This window comes from Brevibacillus brevis, from assembly GCF_022026395.1.
Lineage (GTDB): Bacteria > Bacillota > Bacilli > Brevibacillales > Brevibacillaceae > Brevibacillus.
In genome coordinates this window covers 4,825,017-4,843,381 of sequence record NZ_CP041767.1, presented here as the reverse complement: position 1 = coordinate 4,843,381, position 18,365 = coordinate 4,825,017, and the positions used below count along the sequence as shown (strand labels likewise).

Annotated in this window: 14 protein-coding genes and 1 pseudogene; 12 read left to right on the top strand and 3 right to left on the bottom strand. The window is 49.7% G+C overall.

Translation table 11 applies throughout. The features are described from left to right. Window positions 1-144: 144 nt before the first annotated feature. The 7 genes from FO446_RS22935 (at window position 145) to FO446_RS22905 (ending at window position 7,607) form a co-directional block, all read left to right on the top strand. Complete coding sequence (locus tag FO446_RS22935; protein ID WP_221867942.1) at window positions 145-1,140, top strand: beta-ketoacyl-ACP synthase III; 996 nt, start codon at window positions 145-147, stop codon at window positions 1,138-1,140. Next, window positions 1,130-2,305 carry an ATP-grasp domain-containing protein gene (locus tag FO446_RS22930; RefSeq protein WP_237899170.1) on the top strand — a complete coding sequence of 392 codons (1,176 nt, stop codon included), beginning with the start codon at window positions 1,130-1,132 and terminating at the stop codon, window positions 2,303-2,305. The genes FO446_RS22935 and FO446_RS22930 overlap by 11 nt, the downstream gene beginning before the upstream one ends. Window positions 2,306-2,320: 15 nt before the next feature. After that, complete coding sequence (locus tag FO446_RS22925) at window positions 2,321-3,322, top strand: NAD-dependent epimerase/dehydratase family protein (protein ID WP_237899169.1); 1,002 nt, start codon at window positions 2,321-2,323, stop codon at window positions 3,320-3,322. Then, entirely contained in the window at window positions 3,309-4,163 is an 855-nt protein-coding gene (locus FO446_RS22920; RefSeq protein ID WP_173610142.1) for an MBL fold metallo-hydrolase, read from the top strand. The genes FO446_RS22925 and FO446_RS22920 overlap by 14 nt, the downstream gene beginning before the upstream one ends. Beyond that, window positions 4,151-5,473, top strand: a complete 1,323-nt coding sequence (locus FO446_RS22915) for a F390 synthetase-related protein (RefSeq protein WP_237899168.1) — start codon at window positions 4,151-4,153, stop codon at window positions 5,471-5,473. The genes FO446_RS22920 and FO446_RS22915 overlap by 13 nt, the downstream gene beginning before the upstream one ends. Window positions 5,474-5,477: 4 nt before the next feature. Next, complete coding sequence (locus FO446_RS22910; protein WP_330873259.1) at window positions 5,478-6,623, top strand: GNAT family N-acetyltransferase; 1,146 nt, start codon at window positions 5,478-5,480, stop codon at window positions 6,621-6,623. A gap of 96 nt (window positions 6,624-6,719) precedes the next feature. Continuing rightward, window positions 6,720-7,607, top strand: coding sequence for a DMT family transporter (locus tag FO446_RS22905; RefSeq protein WP_237899165.1), 888 nt, complete (start codon window positions 6,720-6,722; stop codon window positions 7,605-7,607). Here FO446_RS22905 and FO446_RS22900 read toward each other — a convergent pair whose 3' ends face one another. Next, window positions 7,608-8,315: an ArsR/SmtB family transcription factor gene (locus FO446_RS22900; RefSeq protein WP_173610145.1), complete on the bottom strand. Its 708-nt coding sequence runs from the start codon at window positions 8,313-8,315 to the stop codon at window positions 7,608-7,610. 134 nt (window positions 8,316-8,449) lie between these two features. Between FO446_RS22900 and FO446_RS22895 the strand changes: the two are divergent. Further along, window positions 8,450-8,949, top strand: a pseudogene (locus tag FO446_RS22895) (DJ-1/PfpI family protein). Window positions 8,950-9,021: 72 nt separating this feature from the next. Here the strand turns inward: FO446_RS22895 and FO446_RS22890 are convergent. Beyond that, complete coding sequence (locus tag FO446_RS22890; protein ID WP_237899164.1) at window positions 9,022-10,011, bottom strand: M23 family metallopeptidase; 990 nt, start codon at window positions 10,009-10,011, stop codon at window positions 9,022-9,024. 198 nt (window positions 10,012-10,209) lie between these two features. Between FO446_RS22890 and FO446_RS22885 the strand changes: the two genes are divergently transcribed. Further along, window positions 10,210-10,935 carry a response regulator transcription factor gene (locus FO446_RS22885; RefSeq protein ID WP_237899163.1) on the top strand — a complete coding sequence of 242 codons (726 nt, stop codon included), beginning with the start codon at window positions 10,210-10,212 and terminating at the stop codon, window positions 10,933-10,935. Beyond that, entirely contained in the window at window positions 10,925-12,688 is a 1,764-nt protein-coding gene (locus tag FO446_RS22880) for a sensor histidine kinase (RefSeq protein WP_173610148.1), read from the top strand. Before FO446_RS22885 ends, FO446_RS22880 begins: the two co-directional genes overlap by 11 nt. A gap of 87 nt (window positions 12,689-12,775) precedes the next feature. On the opposite strand, the gene FO446_RS22875 is transcribed toward FO446_RS22880, so the two are convergent. Continuing rightward, complete coding sequence (locus FO446_RS22875; protein ID WP_237899161.1) at window positions 12,776-14,533, bottom strand: methyl-accepting chemotaxis protein; 1,758 nt, start codon at window positions 14,531-14,533, stop codon at window positions 12,776-12,778. A 242-nt stretch (window positions 14,534-14,775) separates the two neighbouring features. On the opposite strand from FO446_RS22875, the gene FO446_RS22870 reads away from it, so the two are divergent. Both FO446_RS22870 and FO446_RS22865 read left to right on the top strand, forming a co-directional pair. Continuing rightward, the gene (locus FO446_RS22870) at window positions 14,776-15,765 is read left to right on the top strand and encodes a lipoate--protein ligase (protein WP_237899156.1); all 990 of its coding nucleotides are present in this window, start codon (window positions 14,776-14,778) and stop codon (window positions 15,763-15,765) included. 110 nt (window positions 15,766-15,875) lie between these two features. Beyond that, window positions 15,876-18,344 carry a toxin Cry1Ac domain D-VI-related protein gene (locus FO446_RS22865; RefSeq protein WP_237899153.1) on the top strand — a complete coding sequence of 823 codons (2,469 nt, stop codon included), beginning with the start codon at window positions 15,876-15,878 and terminating at the stop codon, window positions 18,342-18,344. Window positions 18,345-18,365 lie beyond the last annotated feature (21 nt).

Genomic DNA, 18,365 nt, shown 5'->3' with positions numbered 1-18,365 from the left:
AAGAAATGCGGCATACATAAACACTTGGGTATTTCGTACCAAGTGTTTATTCTGTTTACCATAAATCGACAAACTTAGGTAAAATAAATGGCAGATGTCGAAAAGTGTGTGAGTAATGCGAGCGAGCTAAGGGAGACACAGATTATGGAGAGAAAAATCAAAATCCTCGGAACAGGGAAATACTTGCCCACTCGGCAAGTGACAGCGGCAGAACTGGAAGAAAAGCTGGGACTTGCGGCAGGATGGGTAGAGAAAAAGTCCGGGGTTAGCGTCAGGCATTTTGTGACGAACGAAACGGCAGCACAGATGGGAGCCATCGCTGCTAGGCGTGCCTTGGAAGCGGCGGGACTGTCCCTTCACGATATCGATTGTATCGTATGTGCAAGCGGGACGGCCCAGCAGGAAATCCCATGCACGGCTGCTTTGATACAAGAAGAGCTTCAACTAAGCAAATCAGGGATTCCTTGCTTTGATATAAATGCGACATGCCTAAGCTTTGTCACTGCGCTGGATGTGATGTCGTGCCAAATGGCAGTTGGTATTTACGAGCGAGTCTTGATCATTTCATCAGAGATATCCTCGGGAGGTTTGAATTGGGAGCAGAAAGAGAGCTGCGTGCTGTTCGGAGATGGGGCTGCGGCTGTTGTCATCGGCAGGACGCCAGAAACAGAAAGCTCCCGTATCTTGGGTTCAAGCATGAAGACATACAGTGAAGGCGCGCACTATTCCGAAATAAGGGGTGGCGGTACGCTGATCCACCCAAGCCAATTTGCGCAAGGAAGAGAAGCAGACTTTGCATTTGATATGGACGGACGGAAAATTTTTCGCCTGACCTCGCAGTTGATTACCGGATTTGTGGATCGTTTGCTGTCCTCTGCCTCCGTAACCAAGGAGCAAATCCGTACCGTCATTCCTCATCAGGCCAGTGGGATGGCGATGCGGATCATGGCAGGCAAGCTCGGGTTTAGCGACCAGCAAATGGTGAACATTTTGGCAGAGCACGGCAATGTCATCGCAGCTTCAATCCCGATGGCGCTGCATGAAGCGATTGGGCAGAAGCGGGTACAGCGAGGCGACTACCTGATGCTGCTTGGTACATCTGCTGGCTTGTCTCTCGGAGGAATTGTGCTTGAATACTAAACAATCAGTCTTGCTGACAGGAGGACGAGCGCCAGCTACGTTGGAGTTGGCGCGCTTGCTGGGTTCTGCGGGACATCGAGTCATTGTAGCGGAGAGTGCGCGGCGACATTTATGCCAGCACTCTCGTTATGTAGAGCGCTCCTACCAAGTACCCTCCCCCCGACAGCAGTCCGGTGCTTATATCGAAAAGCTATGTGAAATCATGCAGCATGAGGGCATCGATCTGTTGATCCCGACTTGCGAGGAGATCTTTTACGTATCGCGGGGGCGGGATCAATTGCTTGACTATGGTGAAGTGCTCGTGGAAGGAATCGAGGTACTGCGTTCGCTGCATGACAAATGGCTTTTTGCCGAAATGGCGTGCGAGGTGGGAGGACTGGTCCCACAGACAGTTCGGGTACAATCTTCGGCTCAGTTGCGGGAGGCCATGCTGCAAGCAAGGGGACCTGTGGTGCTGAAGCCCGTCTATTCTCGTTTCGCCGCTCATGTAAAAATCGTCGCAGACCCATCATCAGCGGCAGGGCAGTCCACGCTGCCCGAGCCGACGGTCAGGGAACCATGGCTAGTCCAACAGTTTATAAAAGGGAAACAGGTGTGCAGCTACGCGGTTGCTCGGGATGGACAGCTCACCTTGTACGCCGATTACGAAACAACACATACAGCAGGACAGGGTGCCTCGATTTACTTCGCCTATTCAGATCATCCACAAGTAAGAGATTTTGTTAGTCGTTTCGTGCAACGGCATGCGTTTAGCGGACAAATCGCATTTGATTTCATTGAGAATGAGCAGGGAGAGCTGTACGTGCTCGAGTGCAATCCACGCCTGACAAGCGGTGTGCATTTGTTTGCAGGACAGGAGGAAGCTGCTACTGCCTATTTGTCTGATCGGGGAAAAACCGTTGTTCCTGCTGGAAAACAAGCGAGCATGCTAGGGATGGCGATGCTGACATACGGCCTTCTTGGCATGAAGAATGGAATGAAGGCAAAGCGTTGGGTGAGCGACTTGCTTTCTGCAAGGGATGTTCTGTTTAGATGGGAGGATCCACGGCCTTTTTTTGATCAGTTTTCCATGCTGGCTGATTTGGCTTGGCAGAGTTTTCGAACGGGAAAAAGCATGATCGCTTGCAGTACGAGCGATATCGAATGGAACGGAGAAGAGGCGTAAGGAAGTGAGGAAGAAATGAACAAGCGGGTTCTAGTAACAGGGGCGACGGGGTTTCTCGGACAGAAGCTGGCTACACGACTGCATGAAATGGGCTATGACGTAACAGCGCAAGGACGAGATGAGCGAGTCGGCCGACAATTGCAGGATCGAGGCATTCGATTCCTTCGGGCAGACCTAAGAGACAGAGAAGCCGTGGTGAAGGCTTGCCGCGATCAGGATATCGTGCATCACGCGGCTGCTTTTTCCTCCCCGTGGGGGACGTACCATGACATGTACGAGACGAATGTGACAGGAACCATTCATGTCATCGAGGGTTGCAAGCAGCACGGTATCCGGCGTCTGATCCATGTATCGACGCCGAGTATTTATTTTGCTTTTGAAGACAAGCTGGGAATCCGCGAAGATGAACCGATGCCCGTACGGTTTGCCAATACATACGCACAGACCAAATACCAGGCGGAGCTGGAGGTCGACAAGGCGTATCTTGCAGGGCTTCCGACGATTACGATTCGTCCTCGTGCCTTGTTTGGTCCTGGGGACAATGCAATCCTTCCCAGATTGATCCGCGCCAATGAAAAGAAGTTCGTTCCGCTGATCAATGGAGGCAAGGCGATCATTGATTTGACGTATGTGGAAAATGTCGTGGATGCGCTGATCTTGTGCATGGATTCTCAAGCGCACACATTGGGGCAGGCTTACAACATTACAAATGGGGAGCCAGTGACGATGATCGAGGTGTTGTCAGATGTGTTTCGTCGCTTGGGAGTTCCTCTGAAAACGCGCGAGTTGCCATATTGGAAGGCGTATGCGGCAGCATGGGTGCTTGAGGCACTCTCCAAGACCGTTTTGGGCTATCGCGAGCCGATTTTGACGCGTTACTCGGTCGGTGTGCTCGCCAAATCACAAACCTTGGATATCTCAAAGGCGAAGCGCGATCTGGGCTATGAACCCCGGGTGAGCATTGCCGAGGGCATCGAGACGTTTACAGATTGGTGGAGAACGCATGAAGGACGTTAAACTGACGCTGATGGACACAGGCTACTGCCAGCAGCTCGAGATGTTTTCACGAAAGGGCGGTCGGATGAAAAATATTCCGTTTCACGCCATCGCAGGGCTTATCGAGCATCCCGTCCACGGCTTGCTCCTCTTTGATACGGGCTATTCACAGCGCTTTTTTGAAGCCACGAGCAAGCTTCCTTATTCGCTGTACGGCAAAATAACGCCCGTATTCTCAGAAGCACATGAGAGTATTGCTGAGCAGCTCGCGGCACGCGGAATCAAAACGACAGACATTGCGGGTATTCTCATTTCCCATTTTCATGCCGACCATATCGGCGGTTTGCGTGATTTTCCGCATGCGCGACTATACTGCTTCGAGAGTGCCTACAACCACGTAAAGGGAAAGACGGGTTGGGCCGCGCTGCGGGAGGCGTATTTGCCTGATTTGATGCCGGACGATTTTGAAGAACGGGTGACTTTCATTGATCGAGGAGCGCTGGTGGCATTGCCTGAAGCTTACGCGCCTTACACCGAAGGCTACGATTTGTTCGCCGATCAGAGTCTGTACATCGTCGATCTGAACGGACATGCAATCGGGCAGTTTGGTGTGTTCCTGCGCGATTGGGATCATGGGGATGTATTTTTGTGCGCGGATGCGGCTTGGTCGAGTGAAGCCTACCGCGGCAACCTGTTGCCTCATCTGTTGGCTATGTTGATCATGGCGGATCGACAGGCGTATCGCGAGCATTTGCACAAGCTGCATGTACTATCCCGCCAATGTCCCGACATAAAAATCATGCCGACTCACTGCGGGGAAGTCTGGCAGGCCAGCAGAGGAGCATTCACATGGAGATCATGACGCTCTTGAAGCAGTATGTAAAAACGAAGTGGCTTGCCCGTCGGTTTTCCTCGCGCGAGCAGCTGGTGAAATGGCAAGACGCGCAGGTCAGAGCGATGCTGTCACGCATTTTGCCAACCTCTCCTTTTTACCGAAAGAGATTGGGAATGCCAGAACAATGGAGACAGATGGAGCCGATTGATAAAAAGCGCATGATGGACCATTTTGACGAGCTGAATACGTGCGGGGTCAAGAAAGAAGAAGCATTTGCGATTGCACTGAAAGCAGAAACGACACGCGATTTCACTCCCCAATTAAACGGCGTGACCGTGGGCTTATCTTCTGGGACATCTGGCAATCGCGGGCTTTTTCTCGTGGGACCGCAGGAGCAGGCGAAATGGGCAGGTGTGATTTTGGCGAAAGCACTGCCTGGCCAGCTATGGTCGACACATCGGATTGCTTTTTTCTTGCGAGCGAATAGCAATCTGTATACGGCGGTCAACAGGCGTCGCATTCAATTTTCGTTCTTTGATCTGCAAATACCGCTCGATCAGCATCTTGATCACCTGAATCAGTATCAGCCGACGGTGTTGGTTGCGCCAGCCTCGATGTTGAGAATGCTCGCGACCGCCCAGCGTCAAGGGAAGCTGCGGATATCTCCGATCAAGGTGATCTCGGTGGCTGAAGTGCTGGACCCGTTGGATCAAGCGTACATCGCAGAAGTGTTCGGGCAGATCGTGCATCAAATTTATCAATGCACAGAAGGGCTGCTTGCGGTGAGCTGCTCACACGGGACGTTGCATGTCAATGAAGACCTCGTGGTGGTGGAAAAGGAATATCTCGATGAGCAAAAGGAGCGATTCTTTCCGATCATCACAGACTTTTCCCGGACGACACAGCCGATTATCCGTTATCGATTGAACGACATTTTGAGGGAAAAGCGTACGCCTTGTCCATGTGGCTCGGTGTTTATGGCACTGGAATCGATTGAGGGCAGGGCAGATGATCTGTTTGTTTTTCGCCATGAACACGAAGCGCGATGGATATCGGTCTTTCCTGATTTCATCCGTCGGGCTGTCATTACCTCGTCTGATGCGATAGAAGAGTATACGGTACGGCAGCTAAGCTACGAGCAAGTTGAGGTAGCGCTGCTCATGAAGGATGGGGAAGGACCGTCGACGCAAGAGCAGGAACGAGTACGCCAAAGTCTTGAGCGAGCCATTGCCGATCAACAAGGAAAAGTGCCTGCGATTGTTTTTGTGCCGTACGGGTTGAATCTGGGTACGAAAAAATTGCGGCGGGTAGAGAGGATGTTTGTTCCAGGTGAGTAGGCCATTGATTGAATGGTATGAAGGGACCTCAGCGGGGCAAATCCCTTGGGAACAGGCGCAGGATGCAGACTACGTCAAAAGCTACTTGCTGCCCATGATGACGGAACAGCCATCCCGCTATGTGCAAAATGTCCAGACACAGATGCATGCACTCCGTGTAGGCGATTGGATCATGCCCGTAACGGTGAACGATACCGAGTACGACAATTCGTATGTCAGTTCGGTGTTTACCCATTACGTGACGTATGCGAAGGAAGAGCTAGGCATGCTCGATTCTGCGGTGTTGAGGCGGGCATTGTCGACCGTACTCACAGGCCTTGGACGCTGGATGAAAAAAAGCCAATGCAACCAAATGGTCATCGTCAACAACTGGCTGCTATCAACGAATCTGTACCATGATGTGCGTGCAGATGAAGTAAAGGACATCACGGAAAGCTGCATTCAAAAGTTCCCTGGCCATATCATCACGTTTCGATCTGTTTGTCGCAGGCTGTATCCGGATTTCCACAAGGGGCTCATCGAGAAGGGCTATCTCATGGTTCCCAGTCGTTACGTCTACCTTTTTCACCCCGATTGGCCAGCGCAGGGAAAGTGGCGGGTCCGCAATACACTCAATCGCGATCGAAAAATGCTTGCCAAATCCGGCTATCGCATCCTGCGTCATGAGGAACTGGGAGAACAGCATGTCGAGAGAATCGTTGCTTTATATAACGCGCTGTATCTGGATAAATACTCCCAGCATAATCCGCAGTTTTCGATGGAGTTCGTCCGACTGGCGATGCAAAAGAGGACATTGACCCTCATCGGCTTGGAAAAAGACGGACGGCTGGACGGCATTCTTGGCTATTTTGAACGAAATGGTGTGATGACGACACCGCTATTCGGGTATGATACGACGCTTCCCAAAGAGACCGGGCTGTATCGGATGCTGTCGTGCCTCTTGGTGCTAGAAGCACAGAGCAAAGGCATCCTGCTCCATCAAAGTGCGGGCGTAGGCGCATTCAAAGCGGACAGGGGAGCGGAGGGAGAACCAGAATTTACAGCGGTGTATGTCAAACATTTGCCGTTTTATCGTCAGGCGGTCTGGAAGGTGCTCGCCGCCTTGCTGAATCAAATCGGGATTAAGATGGTGGAAAAGTACCGGCTGTAAACCATATGCACACTTCGACCCTCATCGAACTAACCGTCAGGTACACTACATGTAAGAAGAAACAAGTAGCTTGCCTGAAACGGGGGGAACAATGCGATGAATCAAATTTTGTTCGGGATACTTGTCGTCGTGACGACATCATTGATGGGCTCGTCTTTTGCGGTAGGAAAGATTGGATTGGCCTATTTTTCACCATTGCTGCTGGTAGGACTGCGTTTTACGCTGGCAGGACTGATCATGGGAGCGTGGGTATGGAAAAAGCCGCTCCCGAAGTCGGCGGGTGACTGGGGGAAGCTGTGTTTGATCGGATTTTTGCAGACGGCTGCTGTCATGGGGTGTATCTTTTTGAGTCTGCGTACGATCACAGCGGGTGAATCCTCGATCCTGACGTTTATGAACCCACTGCTCGTGGTCATATGGGGAACGGTGTTTCTAGGAATATCCTATCGGCTGACGCAATGGATGGGGGTTCTGATTGGACTGGCTGGGGTGTTCATCACGCTTGGCTTCCATCTGCAATGGGAGACGGGAACGCTGTTTGGTATCGGGTCCGCATTTGCGTGGTCAATGGCTACGATTCTCGTTAAAAAGTGGGGAGTCCGCTTCAATGTGTGGGTGATGACAGCCTATCAGATGCTGTTCGGAGGAATTCTTCTCCTCGTGATGGGGTTCACGTTGGAAACGCCGAAGCTCATTGTGACACCGACCGCTGTGTTCGTCGTCCTCTGGCTCGCGATCATGGCTTCCATTGTGCAGTTTGCGACGTGGTTTTACTTGCTGAATCACGGCGATCCGGGCAGGACGAGTGCTTTTTTGTTCCTCGCTCCGTTCTTCGGTGTTTTGTCGGGTTGGGTGTTGCTGGGGGAGGTAGTGCAATGGCATGTGTATGTGGGAGGATTGTTGATTTTCGCAGGGATTTTCCTGGTGAACTGGACGTTTGCCCCACGCAGGCAAGTCAGTGAAAAAGCACAGCTGGCAGAGTAGCTAGCTGTGCTTTTTGCATTCATCTACATGCAGTCCGAACTCGGTCATAAAACCAGAGCTGCCTAACGGCGTTACACGGACTGCCCTCCCTCCTGGCACTCGCTCGATCCAGCCAAGCTCAAAAAATCGGTTGGTGAGTGAGGCTCCTAGGCTACCTGCCAAGTGATGGCGACGCTCGCTCCAGTCCAAACAGGGACGGGCAAAGCGACGTCTGCTCTTTGGTTTGGCCACAAGGTCTACGCCGAGTGATTGCAGCTTGGTTTTCCCAGCTTCACTGAGCACGTAGTCTTGATCGGATGCCTCGATCAACCGCATTTCCAGCATTTTCTGCGTCAGGGCAACGCCCACTTCTCCTGCGAGATGGTCGTAGCAGGTACGAGCATAGCGTATGGCTCGCAATTGGTCAGACTCGCGCAAGGAACGAACCGGCTTAGGTGCTGCGATCGTCATTAACGATTCAAGGGCATGGGCGACATCAGGGCTGGCTAGGCGATAGTAACGATGTCGGCCGTGTGACTCGCTGATCAACAGACCTCCTTCCACCAGCTTTGCCAAATGCGTGCTTGCCGTTTGGGGGGTGACTTTTGCGTTTCGTGCGAGTTCACTGGCGGGGAGTGCCTTGCCGTTCATCAGGCTGATCAGGATGGAGACGCGGGATGGCTCTCCTATGAGGGACGCGACCTCTATAATATTCGGGCTGGTACTCATCAGACAGCGGACCTCCTCCAGCATTTTGTACCTTCTATTAATGACTCTAGCAGAATCTTACAGCTAAAAAAACTAGAGATGTTCCCAATAAGGCGTTGTAAAATATATCCAAACATGAAAGAGGGGAGATCCATATGGAAACCAAGCAATGGCGAGTAGGAATTTTTTTGTTTGACGATGTGGAGGTGTTGGATTTTGCAGGTCCGTTTGAAGTATTCTCGGTAACATCTATGGAAAATGACCAATATGCCTGCTTTTGATATTCTCATCATTCCAGGTGGGATAGGTGCGAGGGAACGAGAAGTCCATAATGAGCAGGTGATCCAATGGATTCGTGAGCAAATGCAGCAGGTGGAGCTGATGGCCTCTGTCTGCACAGGAGCCTTTTTACTTGCAAAAGCAGGCTTATTAACAGGCAAAAGGGCAACGACTCATTGGGCCAGTCTCGAGCGAATGGAAAAGGATTTTCCAGAAGTCGTTGTGCAAAAAGGAGTAAAATTCGTGGATGAAGGAAATATCGTGACATCTGCTGGAATCTTAGCGGGTATCAATATGTCCTTTCATCAAACGATTAGTAGGTGCGGAAGTAGCAGAACAAACTGCCAAGATAATGAAGTATGATATTGTCCTCTAAAAGGAAGCGGCAGTCCATCTCTTTGGATACAAGACAAAAGGATGGACTACCGCTGTTTAACAGCTACACTATTTATTTCGCAGGAATGCTGTCACCTTGACGCGGATTTAATCCGTTCTCCCACTGCACGCGAATGGATTTGCTATGGAACAAATCCTTGCCGTCAGAGACCTGATAATGCAGATGAGGCTCGCTGGAATTGCCAGAGTTGCCGCATAGCCCAAGCAAATCCCCTTTCTCCACACGATCGCCAACCTTTACCTCGGCGGAGCCTTCCTTCAGATGGGAGAAGTAGCTGTATTCTCCGTTACCATGATCGAGAATGACGACGTTGCCAGCGGGCTGCTGTGCGTTCATTGCTCCGACAGGGACATTATCCTTGATATCATGGACGACATGCACGACGGTTCCAGCCTGGGGGGCGTGTATTTCTTGCCCGAATGCGAAGTAGCTTTCGTTTTTCGCAGGATCACCCTTGTAGGATAGTCCGTCTTTGACCTGAATCAGATCGTATGCATAGCGTTGGCTCTCTACCTCGTAGTGATAATTCGAAAGGACATTCTGACCTCCCCAGAACACATACCACTCACCTGTAAACGGTGCACTGTACGCCAGCTTTGTCAAAGCATTGTCGGTGTCGGGGTAGCTTTGCAGCGGCTTTAATAAAACGCCTGTGATGATCCCTTTTTCATCCATCGTAAGGACAAGGCCCCGTTTGGCGTCCTGATCCACCCAGGTGCCATAATAGCTGCCGTTTACGGACGTGTGGGAATGGTGATTCCACGACTTCAACCCCGCGCTAAAAGCAGTATACCCTTCTACAAACTGCGCTTTTGAAACCTGCTGTTTGAATGACGGGCTTGTTTGCTCATAGACCTCCTCTATTTTTCCGTGAAGGAGAGCTTGCACAATAGATTCCGCTTGAACCGTCATCGTCTTTCCACCTTCTTCTTTCTTTGTAGGGGATTCAGTAGTAGAGGGGATTGCGGTTGCTTCTGATTGCGCAGCACATCCTGTCAAAAGAATCGCTCCTACACCGAGTGAAATCCAAACTTTTTTCATGTCGCCACTCCTATCCTGTTCTTCGCGCTAGTTTCATTATAGAAAGCCACTCTTATCAGATATGAAACGCTGGCTTACAGGATACTTAAATCTGTCGCGGCAAAATTATGATTCCGTTAAGGTTGTTGCGGACGCGTGCCGACACTACGCATGATAAAATGGAGGATAACGCAAAAGCGCAAAAGGAGCGAAGTGATCGTGAAAGATGCAGCTATCCTTCTCGTAGACGATGAGCAAGCTATTCTCCAATTGCTTGAGACCGTACTGCACAAAGAAGGATTCCACTCGATCGACAAGGTGAAAACATCGGAGGAGGCGCTCTGTGCATGCGAACGCAAAAGCTATGACCTGATCGTCCTGGACGTAACGCTTCCGAACATGAGCGGCACAGAAGCTTGTCCATTCATCCGCCGTCTAACGGATGCGCCGATTTTATTCTTGAGTGCGAGAGATACCGATTTTGACAAGCTAACCGGATTTGCCGTTGGCGGGGATGATTACGTGACGAAGCCGTTTAACCCGATGGAAATCGTCGCGCGCATCAAGGCGTTGCTCCGTCGTACGCGTAAACCGGACTCGGTTGTCCCGATTGCACCCGTTCAGGGGGTCTATGATTTTGGACGTTTTCAAGTCTATGAAGCTGCAGGGGAGCTCTATGTGGAGGGAAAAACCGTTCCTTGTCCGTCCCTTGTTTTTCAACTCTTGCTATTTTTGTGCAAAAATCCGAATCGAATATTTTCGAAAAGCGAGCTGTACGAACGAGTATGGGGTGTGAATAGCTTACGTGACGACAACACCATCATGGTACATATCCACCGGATTCGGGAGCGCATCGAGCCTGATCCAGCGCAGCCAGAGTTCTTGGTGAACGTCAGGGGACTCGGGTACAAATTGGTGAAAAAGGGCCTTCCTTATGAATATTAAGAGCAGAATCGCCCTCCATCTGGTCATGTGGTTGGTGCTGGTTGGCCTCATTCTCTTTGTGCTAGCCGGGTTTACGTTATATTGGACACTTGAAGAAATGTCAAAAGTGCAGTCCTCACGTCAATTTGAGAGTGTCGGCTTGCAGCGGCTGATCCAGACCATAGAAGTAGAGGGAGAGGATGTCCGCTTTGACCCGGAGCTGCTGGAGGAGGTGCGAGATAGCGGTGGGTGGCTTCAGCGGATTGATGAAAAGGGCTATGTCACCGACTCTTTCTTTACCCCGCCTGACGTACCCAGCTACTACGGTCCTGGCCAATTAACGGCTTATTGGCTCCGTAAAAGCCCGTTTCCCTATCAGCTATCGTTATGGATACAGGAAAAAGATGGCGTGGTACACACCTTGTTGTATGGCATGACGAACCGCGATCACGATTTCTTGCAACAGGTGATTAAGGAGGCTGATCATAAAAATAGCGAGATCATGCTTCCGCCAAGTATCCAAAATCAATTGAAGAGTAAAGCGGGTTGGGTGCAGCTCTTGGACCCGAAAGGAGCAGAGCTGGCTTCCTTTAATAAGCCTGCAAAAGCGATCAAGGATTTCACCGTGGAAGAACTAGCGCTGCGCTCGGTATACCCGGATCGCTACGGAGCAACAATCGTATCGCATTATGATCAAAAAAGCGGCCAAACATGGGTACTCAGTTATCCGTTGCCAGGAACGACTCCTGGGGAAGAGCCGCTTTTGACACCGGAAAGTAAGGCCCTTTTTATCGGGATGGGCATGTTGCTCTTGTCGGCGATGCTCGTCTTCGGGATTGTGTCCTACTTGTTCGGACAGCGATTTGGTGCACCGATTGTTCACGTATTAAGGTGGCTGACCTTTTTGCGTGGAGGAAAGTACGAGGAGCCTGCCAATGCGGAAGGTGTTCCGCTCAGCCAAGACAAGCGAGGGAAGAGAAAGCGAAAATACCGTATCTACCAAGATGTAATCGATTCGATGGACTCCTTGTCGCAAACGCTTTACCGCAACGAAAAGCTTCGCCAAGAAACGGAGCAATTGAGAAATGAGTGGATCGCAGGCGTTTCCCATGATCTGAAAACGCCGCTTTCCTCTGTCAAAGGGTACGCGCATCTGTTAGGAAATGCCGAGTATACGTGGACGACAGAAGAAGTACATGCTTTCGCCAACATTATTTTGGACAAGTCAGCGTATATGGAAGACTTGATTAACGATTTGGCGCTGACGTATCGATTGCGGAACGGACAAGGTGCCCCTACAGTCGAGCTCGTTGACTTGAATGTTTGCACAGCTAATGCCATTACGGAAGCAGCAAAACATCCATTGTACCCGGAAGGCTGCATCCGGTTTACCCCCTCTGTCGAACCTGTTTACATGCTCGTCTACAAGCCTTGGTTTCAGCGTATCGTGGATAATCTGGTTGCCAATGCCTTGATTCACAACGAGAGCGGTACGATTGTGTCCATCAGCGTACAGGCACTCGAGCCAGCTACAGCTTTACTCATTTTTAGCGACAATGGTAGCGGGATGGATGAAGAAACAGCAGATCGGCTTTTCGAGAGGTATTATCGTGGCACAGACACCGAGTCTCGGACGGAAGGCTCTGGACTTGGGATGGTCATTACAAAAGCATTGGTGGAAGCGTTTGGTGGTTCAATCGAAGTGAAAACAGCTGTCGGGCAGGGGACGACGATTTCGATTACGTGGGAAGCAGAGCAACCGCCTCGAGTTTAAATAGGCTGATAGGGAGAGGAAAAGGCTGCGTTTGCGAGGTCAAAGGTGACTAGCAAACGCAGCCTTTTTTCGTTTGAGTGTTTATGGTTACACCTTAAACTGTTGAATCGATTCATGCAGCTCGTCCGCCATTTTTGACAAGGAAGCAGCAGAGGACGAAATTTCCTCCATAGAGGCTAATTGCTGTTCAGCGGCAGCGGAAATGTTCTGTGTTCCGAAAGCCGTTGTCTCCGCAGTCGTGGCAATCGCTTCAATGGAATGGACGGCTTGTTCTGCTCCGGTTGTCATGTGATGAGTGGCAGTGGTAACTTGCTGAATCTGACGTGCTACTTCTGTCGTTCCAGACAAAATTTCCTGGAAGGCCTTGCTGGCTTCATGTACGACTTCGATTCCAGCCGAAACCTCAGAAGTCGTCGTCTGCATTACGTATACGGCTTTGTTTGTATCGACCTGAATCGCGCTAATGAGGTCTTTAATCTGCTGGGTAGATTTTGCTGATTGCTCAGCCAAGATACGTACTTCATTGGCGACGACAGCAAATCCACGTCCATGCTCTCCAGCACGGGCCGCTTCGATTGCAGCATTTAGCGCCAACAGGTTCGTTTGTTCGGCAATCGAGGTGATGACCTCGACAATATTGCTGATCTCCGAAGAGCGGTGACCAAGCATTTTGATTGATTCTGCCAGCTCTTGGACAGTTGTGTTGATGGAATTCATTTGAGCGATGGCACCGACAATTGCTTCATTGCCGTTTGAGACCAGCATGTTCGTTGTATCGACTGTCAAAGAGACTTGTTCGGAACTGGACGCAATTTGTTGCAAACTCGAGGACATGTCGTTGATCGTCTTGACCGTTCCATCGATCGTTTTGGACTGATCTTCTGCTCCAACGGCGATCTCTTGCATCGTGACGGCAATTTGCTCGGTTGCCTTACTCGTCTGTTCTGCACTCGCCGTCAACTCCTCAGAGGTAGAAGCGACATGCAGAGAGCTGGTGCGGACACGAGAGATGAGCTCGCGCAAATTCTCTGTCATATGGGTCACGTCATGGACCAATTGTCCGATTTCATCACGGTTTTTTACGACGATGTCTTTCCCGGACAGATCACCACCGGCAATTTCTTTCACGCGCTCGGCAACCAGGGCAATAGGTCTGGAAATGAACCCGGAGGCATACCACGAGACGACGAATCCGACGATCAAGGAGATTCCCAGCACGATCATTAAATCAGACAGTACACCTTCAGCAGCGGCATTGAAGTCTTCCATGTAGCTGCTTGCGCTAACGATCCATCCCCAGTGAGGGTCTAGCTTGGAATAGGCGATTTTCGGATAGAGAATATCTGGCTCCGCTGGCTTTGACCACTGATAGTATGTAAAGCCGCCGCCTTCCTGACCGCGCTTAATCATTTCTTGGGTAAAAAAGATACCGTCAGGATCTTTTGCATCCCACTGATTCTTCCCCTCAATGGTAGGAGAGGCGAGCATGACACCTTTCTCATCCAGAACGAACATGTATCCACTGGCACCGGAATCGACATTTTTGTTAATCGAGCGGGTTCCATCCGACTGCTTGGGGCCGAGGATGTGAAGCTTTACTTGCTCTTGTGCATCTTCTTTGCTGATTTTTCCAGCTTCGACCTGTTTCTGGAGAACATCAATCATTTCAATCGTCAAATTCACGTTGTTTTTTAAGATGCGGCTGCCCAAGTCGTCCAAGCTGTAGCTCGCAGAATAATAGCCCTGAATTCCGATGTTAAGGCAAGGAAGCGCCAATAGCAGGAGACATAGCAGGACGAGCTTGGTTCGCAGAGATCTTGAACGGGAGAACTTGGCTGTTTTCATAAAGAACACCTCGTTGATCCATAGTATTTTATCTAAAAAAGAAAACACCAAGATGATTGCCCCTAGATTACGTCAATTATCGACAATATGGAAACGTATTTATAGAGGATTTTCAGTAAATCAACAAAAAATATTAGATTAGGAAACAATGCTTCTTAACATGAGCAGATTCGAAAACAGTACAGACAAGCAGGAAATGGTATGATTAGGAAGATAGAACGTTTACGGATGGAGGCTATCTCATGAAATTCATCGATAATCAAGGGATTACAGATCCCCGCATCAATTTGGCGATTGAGGAGTACGCCCTGAAGCATTTGCCCAATAGTGACGACTACTTGCTGTTTTATATCAATGAACCTTCTATTATTATCGGAAAAAACCAAAACACTATTGAGGAGATTAATGCAACTTATGTAGAGGAAAATCATATTCATGTCGTTCGGAGACTGTCTGGAGGCGGCGCTGTTTATCACGATCTGGGCAATCTCAACTTCAGCTTTATTACGAATGATGACGGTGAGTCCTTCCACAATTTTCGCAAATTCACGGCGCCTGTGGTACAAGCCTTGAAAACATTAGGGGTAGAAGCAGAGCTGACAGGACGAAATGACATACAGGTCGGGGAACGGAAAATTTCTGGCAACGCGCAGTATTCGACCAAAGGACGCATGTTCAGCCACGGCACGCTCCTTTTTGATTCGGAGATGGAAAATGTCGTATCTGCGCTGAGGGTAAACGCAGAGAAGATCCAGTCCAAAGGGATCAAATCGATTCGCAGCCGTGTCGCTAACATCTCGGAGTTTTTGGAGACGAAGATGACTATTGAAGAGTTCCGTCTGGCGATTCTCCGTTCGATTTTTGGAGAAGGGGAGATCGAAGAATACAAGCTGAGTGAAAAGGATTGGGAGAACATTCACGAGCTTTCCCGTTCCCGTTACCAGACTTGGGAGTGGAACTACGGCAAGTCACCGAAAAGCAATTACCGTCAATCGAAACGTTTCGATATCGGCACCGTGGAGATCCAGCTTGATATTGAAAAAGGCAAAATGAAAGAAGTAAAGATATACGGAGATTTCTTCGGTGTACGTGATGTAGCGGAGCTTGAAGCGGTGTTGCGAGATACGCCGTACGATCGCTCGTCCATCAGTGAGCGACTCGCCGACATCAATCTTCAGGAGTTTTTCGGAAAGCTGGATCAAGCATCTTTTGTCGATCTGTTACTCGTCTAAAAAAGAACGTCAAAAAACCTAACTTTTGTTAGGTTTTTTTCATTTCCTCCTCTGATAGCATTAGTTTGCATGATTTTGTCATACAAAAGAAAAAGAGGGGGTATTTACATATGGGCAAACAGCAGCCAAAAGCCAAAACAATCCTAACAGCGGTTGTATCCACGGGTTTTTTGCTTTCTTTTGTCGGCAATGCCTATGCAGCGGTTTCCTATCCGATTAAAGAAATCCAGACAATCGGGACAGCCAGCGCATCAGTAACAGAAGAGCAAATGGATGAGGAAGTCCGAGAGGCTTCAGAGGAAGCAGTAGAAGAAGATAACCAGTCAAAGGAGTCCTTGCTAGAGTCAGAGGGGCACATAGCGACGAATGGATTTATTGCCTATCGATTGGAGAATGCTCCAGACAAGGCACCTGCTGCAAAGAATTTCCGTTTGACGGCCGCCATAGATGATCGAAATCCTACACGGATCAAAATCAAAAACTTTATTTGGCTAGAGAAAGAGCAGCTTGTATTGCTCAGTTTTTCACCGATTCGTGCCGCGAAAAAAGAACAGACGGTTTCCCTGCGCTTGCAGTATGACGGTGAAGAAGAGGAATTTGAACCATTCGTCATTGCCGAAAGAGGGACAAAAGCAGAGCGGATCGAGCTGGTAACGGTCGCAGAGGATGCCCAGCTATCTACCAAAGATCATACAGATAAATCGTTGATGCTAATCGCCGTTGCATTCGATGAAAATGATCGCATCGTTACTGGACGGGAGCTGCTGTGGAGCTCTAGCAATAGACGAATTGCCTTCGTCAACATCGAGGGCAAGGTAACAGCCAAAAACGAAGGATTGGTAGAAATTACGGCAAAAATGGACGATGCAGAAGCCGTCTTTGAGATCGCCGTAGATGGAGCCGAGTTGCCTGATTTGCCCGCGCTTTCCGTTAGCGAGACGGTGATAGAAGAGGCAGGAGCAAATGATGGCAGCATCACGGCAAAACAAACGATCAAGCTGTCTAATGGCAAGTTCCTTGGTGAACTTTCTGCCGATGATATCGAAATACATAATCTGCCTGACGGACTGGATATTGAGGTCAAACAAGAGAGCGACGACGAGCTCACGATTTGGTTTACGGGACAAGCCAGAAAGCATACAGTCGCGGACACTGTGAAAGAGGTCAGCTTCACGATCGACAAGCGAAACATCAAGCGCGCACAGAAAGATGTCACAAGTGACAGTTTTTCCATCCGTTTCAGAGACCCCGTCATTGTGATTCCATCCCCAAGCGATCCTCCACCGATCCCGGCTCTGCTAAAAGCGAAGAGAGCTGTCGAAGAGCTGTTTACGGATGGGAAGAAAGAGGAGCTGCGGGAAGGAACGACCCAGAAACAGATCGATGATGCCAAGAAGCTGGTCGAAGGTCTGGATAATAGCGTGCAGGAAAAGCCTGGTCTGCTTGCCGATATCGAGAAGGCACAGGACCAATATGACGACTTGCTGCTAGTTGAAGCCAAAAAAGCCGTTCGTGACCTGTTCACCGATGAAAACCATACTGCGCTAAAACCGGAAGTGACACAAAGCACAATCGATGCAGCGAAGGCAAAGGTAGATAAGCTAAAGGATGGTTCGGAGGCAAAGGTATTGCTGTTGGCAGACATCCAAAAAGCACAGGAGCTATTTGATCTAGGGAATAATCTCCCGGAGGAAGTGAAGCGAGCAGTTGAGGGACTTTTTACAACGAATGATATGATCGAACTAAGGCCCAAGGTCACGCAGGAAATGATCGATGCAGCCTATTCCAAGGTCGAGCTTCTGCGTGAAGGTCCAGAAAAAACACACTGGATGTCCTATGTAGAAAAAGCACAAATGTTGTTCAACAATCCACGAGTAGATCGTTTGCCGGATGCAAAGATCGAGCTACCGATTGCTCCGACCCAGACCCGTCAAGTTACGATTGGCGACAAATGGGAGCCGGCAATGGACAAAAGGGCATTGAGCGAATATCTGGAGGTATCTGTAAAAAACCAGCCTCTCTCGTACAACTATGACAACCAGTTGGATCGTTTTGTAATCAACGAAAAGGAGTACATCACCGTTGAGGTCGACGAGTCTTTACTGGAGATGACCCATGGAGATTATGGAGTAACGTTTAAGGCCAAACCAGCGGTTACAGAAGATGACAACTCTTATGCAGTGTTCAAGCTGTATCGCGGCCAAGATTTGCTGGATACAGAAGAGATCGGTGTCGGGTTTGATGCTACAAACCCACAATTGTCCCCAGACGTTACTGAAGAGGGAGCAACCTATACATTGTCGGCGTCAGAGCCACTTCGTAATGACCCAAATCCGAATTTGCGGTTGTTATTCTCACCTTCCGGGAATTTTGACGACAAGAGAGAAGTGACGGGGTATGCCAGATTCCAGGTGTCAGGAAGCACTATTCGCGTAACGTTCCAGGATACGTTCTACAACACGTTCGGGTCTCTCATCACGGAACAGAGCAAGGTTTCCTTTGAACCAGGCTTTATAAGGGATAAGGCCGGGAACCTTATACAAGGTACAGCAACAGCACCAGTAAAACCCAAGCAATGAGAAAGCCAAAGTCCATCGAGG

Bases quoted from the DNA above. Each gene is read 5' to 3' on its own strand.
- FO446_RS22935 (WP_221867942.1), top strand. From the start codon at position 145: ATGGAGAGAAAAATCAAAATCCTCGGAACAGGGAAATACTTGCCCACT.
- FO446_RS22925 (WP_237899169.1), top strand. From the start codon at position 2,321: ATGAACAAGCGGGTTCTAGTAACAGGGGCGACGGGGTTTCTCGGACAG.
- FO446_RS22920 (WP_173610142.1), top strand. From the start codon at position 3,309: ATGAAGGACGTTAAACTGACGCTGATGGACACAGGCTACTGCCAGCAG.
- FO446_RS22915 (WP_237899168.1), top strand. From the start codon at position 4,151: ATGGAGATCATGACGCTCTTGAAGCAGTATGTAAAAACGAAGTGGCTT.
- FO446_RS22905 (WP_237899165.1), top strand. From the start codon at position 6,720: ATGAATCAAATTTTGTTCGGGATACTTGTCGTCGTGACGACATCATTG.
- FO446_RS22900 (WP_173610145.1), bottom strand. From the start codon at position 8,315: ATGAGTACCAGCCCGAATATTATAGAGGTCGCGTCCCTCATAGGAGAG.
- FO446_RS22890 (WP_237899164.1), bottom strand. From the start codon at position 10,011: ATGAAAAAAGTTTGGATTTCACTCGGTGTAGGAGCGATTCTTTTGACA.
- FO446_RS22880 (WP_173610148.1), top strand. From the start codon at position 10,925: ATGAATATTAAGAGCAGAATCGCCCTCCATCTGGTCATGTGGTTGGTG.
- FO446_RS22875 (WP_237899161.1), bottom strand. From the start codon at position 14,533: ATGAAAACAGCCAAGTTCTCCCGTTCAAGATCTCTGCGAACCAAGCTC.
- FO446_RS22870 (WP_237899156.1), top strand. From the start codon at position 14,776: ATGAAATTCATCGATAATCAAGGGATTACAGATCCCCGCATCAATTTG.
- FO446_RS22865 (WP_237899153.1), top strand. From the start codon at position 15,876: ATGGGCAAACAGCAGCCAAAAGCCAAAACAATCCTAACAGCGGTTGTA.